Annotated in this window: 7 protein-coding genes; all 7 read right to left on the bottom strand. The window is 59.2% G+C overall.

Going from position 1 to position 8,668, the window contains the following annotated elements; translation table 11 throughout:
• Nucleotides 1-150 (bottom strand): transposase (locus AC1D35_RS33690; RefSeq protein ID WP_477942203.1); only part of this gene is annotated, 150 nt, incomplete at its 3' end.
• A gap of 145 nt (nt 151-295) precedes the next feature.
• Complete coding sequence (locus AC1D35_RS33685; protein ID WP_477942202.1) at nt 296-2,053, bottom strand: peptidoglycan D,D-transpeptidase FtsI family protein; 1,758 nt, start codon at nt 2,051-2,053, stop codon at nt 296-298.
• Nucleotides 2,054-2,415: 362 nt separating this feature from the next.
• Nucleotides 2,416-3,240: a transglutaminase-like domain-containing protein gene (locus AC1D35_RS33680; protein WP_113308732.1), complete on the bottom strand. Its 825-nt coding sequence runs from the start codon at nt 3,238-3,240 to the stop codon at nt 2,416-2,418.
• 12 nt (nt 3,241-3,252) lie between these two features.
• On the bottom strand, nt 3,253-4,194 hold the full coding sequence (locus tag AC1D35_RS33675; protein WP_113308733.1) for an alpha-E domain-containing protein: 942 nt from the start codon (nt 4,192-4,194) through the stop codon (nt 3,253-3,255).
• The gene (locus AC1D35_RS33670) at nt 4,194-5,603 is read right to left on the bottom strand and encodes a circularly permuted type 2 ATP-grasp protein (RefSeq protein WP_113297453.1); all 1,410 of its coding nucleotides are present in this window, start codon (nt 5,601-5,603) and stop codon (nt 4,194-4,196) included. Before AC1D35_RS33670 ends, AC1D35_RS33675 begins: the two co-directional genes overlap by 1 nt.
• 287 nt (nt 5,604-5,890) lie before the next feature.
• Nucleotides 5,891-7,621, bottom strand: a complete 1,731-nt coding sequence (locus tag AC1D35_RS33665) for a DEAD/DEAH box helicase (RefSeq protein ID WP_113308847.1) — start codon at nt 7,619-7,621, stop codon at nt 5,891-5,893.
• A gap of 207 nt (nt 7,622-7,828) precedes the next feature.
• On the bottom strand, nt 7,829-8,668 hold an 840-nt coding region (locus AC1D35_RS33660; protein ID WP_477942200.1), incomplete at its 5' end, for a DNA alkylation repair protein.

Here is an 8,668-nt window from a genome sequence, read left to right as displayed (position 1 = left end):
ATCCTGCCACCGGCAACCCGATCGCAGGACGTGGATAATCCCGCTGATCACCCGGCGGTCATCAGTTCGATGAGCGCCGGGTTGGTTCGTCGGAAGCAGAGGAGCGATCACCGCCCACTGTCGGTCATCAAGCCAGAATTCTCCTGCCATGATTCAAACTCCCATTATTACCGAAGTGAATCATACAGAGATAATTTAATCAATAGTTTGATTGGGTTTTAACCCTAATACACAGCTCTCAACGTAGCTGCCCCGCACTAACAGGACCTATCATTCCAAGTGCCCCATTGCCCTATTAGTAGTTGACCAGGAATTGCGGATTCCCTTCAGCGCCAAATCGTGGCTTGACGTCAAGCAGGGCGGCTATTCGAGCAATGATTTCCTTCGCCATCGGGGCTGCGGTGGAAGCCGCTGTTCGTCCGCCATGGATACCGGTTTTGGGAGCATCGATTATCGTCAGGACGATGTATTTCGGCTTGTCCATCGGGAAGCCCGCCACGAAAGCGTTGAAGTTGATGTCACTGGCATATCGGCCATTAATCACCTTATCGGCCGTCCCGGTTTTTCCGCCGACGTTGAAGCCCTCTACCTGTGCGGCACGGCCGGAGCCTTTCAGCCCGTTCCAAGTGTAGAGAAATCGCATATCGGCGCTCGTTTTTTCCTTGATGACGGCGCGTGAAATGCTCGCTGCCTCGTCTTTGGAGCGCGGAAGAAAGGTTGGGTTGATCAGGTTTCCACCATTGATGAGGGCTGCGGCCGCGACAGCGGTTTGCAGCGGGGTAGTGGCGACCCCATGTCCGAACGAGATAGTGACGGAATTGATCTTCTTCCATGTCCGGGGTTGCGTGGGCGCGGCGACCCCCGGCATTTCCGTTTCCATCTTCGAAAGAAGTCCAAGCCTTGTCAGGAATTCCCGGTGACCTTCGATCCCGAMCCTGTCGGCAACTGCCGCGGTGCCGATATTCGACGAATACTGGAATACTTCAGGGATGGAGAGAGGCCGGTTCTTGCCCTTGAAATCCTTGATCGTAAAACCGCCCATTCGGATGGGCCGGGAAGCATCGACAACCGAGTTCAAAGTAATCTTTTCGGCATCCAGACCCATCGCAAGTGTGAAGCTCTTGAAGGTGGAGCCCATTTCAAAGGTCGCATTGCTGATCCGGTTGAACCAGCCCTTTTCATATTCCTTGTCCACAGTGCCGTCGGGAAGCGTGCGGGAAGGCTGGTTCGGATCATAGTCGGGGACCGACGCCATGGCGATAACCTCGCCGGTCTCAACATCGAGGATCACTGCACCGGCCGCCTCGGCTTGATAGTCCTTCATCGCGCGTGCGGCGACTTCACGAGCGATATGCTGAACACGAACGTCAACCGACAAACGGACCGGTTCAAGCCGGGTGCCATTCGTCAGTCCCGCAGCTCGCAGATCGGCGTATCCTTGCTGATCGATATACCGTTCCATGCCGGCCAGGCCGAGATTGTCAATGTTTACATGACCGACAATATGGGAAGCGGTGACGCCGCCTGGATAGAAACGGCGCTTCTCTAAACGGAACCCTATGCCGGGTATACCGAGGGCAAGAATATCTGACTGCTGTCGAGGCGTGAGTTGTCGCCGTAACCACTGGAATCCAGAGCCTGACCGGAGCTTTTTATGAGTGTCACTCCAATCGAGATTGGGAAGGACCGTGGCCAGCTTTTCCACGACCTCATCGGCATCGACGATACGCCGGGGCTCAGCATACAGCGACACGGTGTTGATATCTGTCGCCAGCAGTTCCCCATTCCGGTCCAGGACATCCGGGCGGGAGGCCACGGCGTTCGCATTGAAATCGATCGAGCCTGTCACGACAGGTTCTGCGATGCCGTATTGGACGAGGCGCGTGCCGACAGCCAGGTACATCACTGCAAACCCGGCGATCAGGATGGTCAGCCTCTGCCTTGTACGATTGCGACGATCGGCAGCACCAGCGAAGGCTCCGGTGCTCGGGCCGGTTTTGCCCTGTAGGATGAAATGTGCGCGGCTTTTAAGCCGGACCACAAAAGCGATCATTCCGATTAAAACCCATGCATGCCAACGAATTCGAACTTCAACGGTCCGGCAAACCGCCGAATTGAAACCTGCACTTGAATGATCCAGGAACCAAGGGGAGCGCTGGCGGAGTACCTAATGTGATTGAATCTGTATTAATATATATTTAAAATTGCATACGGGTATTTAGCGTTTCGTTAACCGTGGTATCGACGACGCAAGAAACTCCGTGCTCTCGGCGGCGCCAAGGGAAGCGCTTATCAGCGCAAAGCTTCCGCCCGCCGTTTTAACATCGGGCTCGCTCGAAGCAGGGAACTGGTTGCGACGGCAATTATTGCCTATTTCAACTCTCAAAGAGGCCGCAGCAAACCGGCCTGTTTTTGTCAGCTCTGGTTTTGGCTCTGCATCTGGCCGTTGTCTTCGACCTTTACGGTGACCGACAGTTTTTCACCTGGTGTACCGATGCGCATACCCGAAACGGGAGCCGCATCGCGGTAGCAGAGGCCGGAGGCGATGCGGACGTAACGGTCATCCGGGCAGATCTTGTTGGCAGGGTCGAAGCCGACCCAGCCGAGGCCTGGAATATGGGCTTCGCTCCAGGCATGGGTGGCGGCTTGATCGACCTTTTCTTCCATCATCAGATAACCGGAGACGTAGCGCGCCGGAACATCCAGTGCACGCGCCGCAGCAATGAAGATATGGGCGTGGTCCTGGCAGACGCCGGTCTTCTTTTCCAGCGCCTGTTCGGCAGTGGTTTCGGTGCTGCTGGTGCCGGGCTTGTATTCGACGCTCTCGTGGATTGCCGCCATCAGCGCATGCATGCGCGCGAGCTCGTTCTCACCGGTTACGCCCTTGATCAGTTCCTTTACCAGCTTGCCGCTTTTTGTCAGCGGCGTATCGCGCAGGAAGAGCCAGAGCGGGCAGAAGCCGGTATGAGCACCGCTCATGCCGTTGCGGTCTTCGGTCTCGATCTCGCCTTCGGCGACGATGCGCGTCACCTGCTGTTCGCCTTCCAGCGACACGAGGTTCACATGATTGCCGAACTGGTCGTCATATTCGACTTCCGGCTTGGCGCCTTCGACATGCAGCGACCAGTTGAGCACGGTCTGTCCGCCCGTGGTCGGCGGCGTCAGGCGCAGCCGCTGCAGGGAAAACTGTGCCGGTTCGTCGTAGCGGTATTCGGTGAGGTGGCTGATCTTCAGTTTCATGATCTGACCCGCTTAAGCATAGAACCGGTAGCCATCGGAGATTTCGTTGCCGAGCTTGTTGTTTTGCGCGACGAAATCCTCGAGAAACTCATGCAGACCCTGATCCATGACATCCTTTATCTTCAATGTCTGCAGCGTGGTGCGAATGGCATCCGCCGTACCATGCGCGGCCAGCCGCTCGCCGTAATCCTTGGCGATGTAACCGAGGTTGCTGACGATCTTCTCGTAGCTATAGGCGAGCGAGCGTGGCATCTGACCGTTCAGGATCAGGAAATCGGCGATATTGGCGGCGCGGTATTCGCCGTCATAGGCCCAGCTGTAGGAGCGATGGGCGGAGACCGAACGCAGGATCGACTCCCACTGAACATTGTCGACCGAAGACCCGACCTGCGAGATCGAGGGCAGCAGCACGTAGTATTTCACGTCGAGGATGCGGCTCGTATTGTCCGCACGCTCGATGAAGGTGCCGATGCGCGCGAAATTATAGAGCTCGTTGCGCAGCATCGAACCATGGAAGGCGCCGCGGATCTGGCCGGCGCGATGCTTGATGGCATCGATGACCTCGGGCAGCTCTGCCGCCTTCAACTTCTTCGACAGCAGCTCCTTGAGATCGATCCAACATTCATTGGTCGCTTCCCAGGTCTCGCGTGTCAGCGCAGTGCGCACCATGCGGGCATTGTTGCGGCCGAAATCGATGCAGGACATGACGCTCGACGTGTTCTGGCGGTCGCGCAGCATATAATCGATCGCATCGGGACCGGTCAGCTTCGAATGCGTCTCGTCATAGAGTTCGCGGACACCAGCACTTTGCAGCACGCCGTCCCAATTGTCGTCGCCAGCGTCGCTGCGCGTCAGCGACATGCGCAGGCCGGCATCGACAAGACGTGCGATATTCTCGGCGCGCTCGATATACCGGAACATCCAGTAGAGCCCGTTTGCAGTTCTTCCGAGCATCAGTCCTCCAATACCCAGGTGTCTTTGGTGCCGCCGCCCTGGCTGGAATTGACCACCAGCGAGCCCTGCTTCAGCGCCACGCGGGTGAGCCCGCCCGGAATGATCTGCACCTTGTCGGAGACCAGCACGTAAGGGCGCAGGTCGACATGGCGGGGTGCGATACCCTTGTTGACGAGGATCGGAACGGTGGACAGCGAAAGCGTCGGCTGAGCGATGTAGTTACTCGGCTTGGCCTTCAGCTTCTCGGCGAAATCGGCGCGCTCCTTCTTGGACGCGGTCGGGCCGACGAGCATGCCGTAACCGCCGGAGCCGTGTACTTCCTTGACGACGAGTTCTTCCAGGTGCTCCAGCACATATTTCAGGCTGCCGGCTTCCGAACAGCGCCAGGTCGGCACATTCTCGAGGATCGGCTTGCGGCCGGTATAGAATTCGACGATCTCGGGCATGTAGGAATAGATCGCCTTGTCGTCCGAAATACCGGTGCCGGGCGCATTGGCGATGGTGATGTTGCCGGAGCGGTAGACATCCATGATGCCGGGAATGCCGAGGGCTGAATCCGGGCGGAAGGTGAGGGGATCGAGGAAGTCGTCATCGACGCGGCGATAGAGCACGTCGATCGCCTCGTAACCGCGCGTCGTGCGCATCTTCACCTTGCCGTCGATGACACGCAGATCCGAACCTTCGACGAGCTCCACGCCCATTGTGTCGGCGAGGAAGGAGTGCTCGTAGTAGGCGGAATTATAGATGCCGGGCGTCAGGACGGCGACACGCGGCTTGCCCTTGCAGCCGGGAGGTGCGAGCGAGGCGAGGCTCTGGCGCAGGAGATAGGGGTAGTCCTCGACGCGCTGCACCTTGTTTTCGTGGAAGAGCTCGGGGAACATCTGCATCATGGTTTCCCGGTTTTCCAGCATGTAGCTGACGCCCGAGGGCGTGCGGGCATTGTCCTCCAGCACATAGAACTCATCCTCGCCAGTGCGCACGATGTCAGTGCCGACAATGTGCGTGTAGACGCCGCCCGGCGGCCGGAAGCCGATCATCTCGGGCAGGAAGGTAACGTTCTTCTCGATCAGTTCGCGCGGGATGCGGCCGGCGCGGATGATTTCCTGCTTGTGATAGATGTCGTCGAGGAAGGCGTTGAGCGCGATCACCCGCTGCTCGATGCCTTGCGCGAGCTTGCGCCATTCTCGGCCGGAAATGATGCGGGGGATGATGTCGAAGGGGATGAGCTTTTCGGCACTGTCGGCGTGGCCGTAAACCGCGAAGGTGATGCCGGTTTTCCGGAAGATGTTTTCCGCATCGCGGGACTTGGCAATCAGGTGCGTCCGGTCTTGGCTATTGTACCACTCGAAATATTTTTCATATGGCGCTCGGGGACTTTCGTCTCCGGTGATCATTTCATCAAATGCCAAAGGTGTGGCTCCCCTTTTTTGTTCATTTGAATACAACGCAAAAGGCAATGCAAGAACCATGCGCAGTTCGCATGGAAGATTCATAAAATCTTCTGCTGTGCGAAAAGTGGGTGAAAAACTGGGCATTTACCGAGAAGTGGCGCCGCGCGGATCGGGATCAATTGCATGACGGCGCACAAAAGATGAGCAGGTGATTATTTACTGCTCCGGCAGCGGATCAAACTCTGTCCGCGGCTGACGGCAAAAAGAAAGGGCCGGATCGCTCCGGCCCTGCCTGTCGTTAAAACTTATGCCCGTTCGCGGCGCTGGCCGCCGCCATTGCGGTTCTTGCTGCGGCGCATGCCGCCATTGCCGTCGCCACGCTGTTCGCCCTGGGGCTGCTGGTCGCCGTGATTGCGCGGCGGGCGGCCGTGGACATGCTGCTTGTTGCCGCGGTGATGGCCGTTAGCGTCGGCCGTCTGGGCCGGGCGCTGCTGTTGCGGCTTGCGAGCCGGGCGGAAATCCGAGGTCGAGACCAGATCATTGTCCGGGCCGTGATCCGGAGCCTGTTCGTTGCGGCGCTGGCCACGGAAATCCTGGTTGCGGCGATCGTGCTGCGGGCGGCCGCGACGGTCCTCACCGGCGCGGACTTCAGTGGCATCGCCCTCGTTACGGGGGCGGCGATCGCCATGGCCGGCGGGACGACCGCTGCCATTGCGGGTTTCGCTGCGCCGGGCTTCGCCGTCACCGCGTCCGCGTCCACCTTCACGCTGGCCGCCTTCGCGCTGACCACCCTGGCCGCGCTGCTGGTTCTGGCCGCGGCCACGATTGGCGGCGCGGGGAGCGGCACGCATATCGGCAGGCGCTTCGCCGCTTGCAACCTTGATATCGATGCCCATCAGCTTTTCGATATCGCGCAACAGGCGGGCTTCGTCGGGTGCACAGAAGGCAATGGCAATGCCATCGCGCCCGGCGCGCGCCGTGCGGCCGATGCGGTGGACATAGGCTTCCGCCACTTCCGGCAGGTCGTAGTTGAAGACGTGGCTGACAGCAGGGATATCGATGCCGCGAGCGGCGACGTCGGTGGCGATCAGCGTCTGGATGGAGCCTTCACGGAAACCCTTCAGGGCGCGTTCGCGCTGGCCCTGGCTCTTGTTGCCATGGATGGAGGCGACGGAATAGCCGACCTGTTCCAGATGCTTCGCGAGCTTTTCGGCGCCATGCTTGGTACGCAGGAAGACGATGGAGCGGCCATCGGGGTTCTCGGTCAGCGTCTTCTTCAAGAGAACCGTCTTGTCGTTCTTGCCGGGAACGAAATGCACATACTGCTCGACCTTGTCGGCAGCCTTGCCCGGAGGTGTCACCTGGACCGTGACCGGATCGGTCAGGTAATCGCTGGCGAGATCGGCAATCGCCTTCGGCATGGTTGCCGAGAAGAGCATGGTCTGGCGGCGCTTCGGCACCATCTTGGCGATCTTGCGCAGGTCGTGCACGAAACCGAGATCCAGCATCTGGTCGGCTTCATCGAGTACGAGATATCGCACGGCTGTCAGCGTGATGGCGTTGCGGTTGCAGAGGTCGAGCAGGCGGCCGGGCGTGGCGACGAGGATGTCGGTGCCCTTTTCGAGCTGCAGCTGCTGCTTGTTGATGGAGACGCCGCCGACGACGAGATTGATGCGAAGCGGCGATTTGCGGACGAACTTCCTGAGATTGTCGGCGATCTGGTTTACCAGTTCGCGCGTCGGGGCCAGGATCAGCGTGCGGACGGTGCGGTTGTCCGGGCGCTTTTCCTCGGTGAGCAGGCGCTCGATCAGCGGCAGGCCGAAGGCCGCGGTCTTGCCGGTGCCGGTCTGGGCGAGGCCGATGAGATCACGGCCCTGCATGAGAAGGGGGATTGCCTGTGCCTGAATGGGCGTCGGCGTTTCGATGCCGAGCTGGAACAGGGTGGCGACGATCGGCTTGGATACGCCAAGCGATTCAAAATTGGTCAAGTCATAACCTTTTAGGGCGCGCCAAACGAAAACGCCGGATCGCCGAATGCGGTCCGGTGTCAATCTGGCGTCAAGAACCCCGCGTGAAATGGGAACTTGTAAGTTGGAAAAACTTTCCAGCGCGTCTTGCCGCACTTGGGTCGCGGCATTATCAGAATGCGCTCTATCCTTCTTCAGCGTCTATCGCAGTGGCACGCTCACGCGGCGGCCGGAAGGTGAAAGCTGAGCCGCATTTGGTCTATTTATTATCGAAAGTCAAGAGGATGTGCCGATAATAGCCTCTGCGGGCATGGAAAGGACGAAACTTCCTGCGGCAGCCTCGGTTCCGTTGATCAGGATCGCGATGCGATGTTCGCCGGGATAATAGCGTCGCGTCGTGATCGGCCGCATTGCATGGCGGCGCTGCACGACATGATCTTCCCCTGCTGCGAGCGTGACGGTTTTCCATTTGAAGACTTTCGGGGAGAGCGAACCGTCGGCCTTCACATGATGGATGGCATAGTCGATCATCAGGGATTGCGTGATATCGCCGGCATTGCGCAGGCGGATTTCGAAATCCAGTCCTTCACCGAAAAGCACTGCCGGCTTTGCCAGCAGCAGTTCGCACTCCAGAGATGCGGCTGCACCGAAGCCGAAATTGGCGAGCGCCTGAGCGTGGCCCTTCTTCAAAAGGGTTCGGGAGGCGTGTTTCAGGAGCCAGCGGCGTTCGGCCGAGGCACCCCCGATATGCTCGGCGATGAAGGCCGCGACGAGGTCCGGATGGTCCTTGGCGATGTCGTTCAGGCTGTTTGCGACGGAGCGGCGAACATAATCCTCGGGATCGTCCATCAGCGCCGTCAGGATTGGCCATAGGGGAGAGGGATCCTTGACCAGTTGCGGCAGGCGCATCGCCCAGGGCAGGCGGGGGCGGGTGCCTTCGCTTGCCAGCCGCCGGACATGATGGTTCCGATCATCGACCCAGGGGGTGATCGTCGCCAGCGCACGTTCCTGATCCCGATGGATAAACTGGCGGATACCGAACTCCGCAGTAAAATGCGGCGTCAGCGCYTTCAGGAGATCGAGCGCGATATCGAAGGAGATCGAGCGCGATATCGA

It is taken from the genome of Rhizobium sp. P1_E6, from assembly GCF_056405875.1.
The sequence above is the reverse complement of the archived record's forward strand: the minus strand, read 5'-3'. Positions and strand labels throughout refer to the sequence as shown.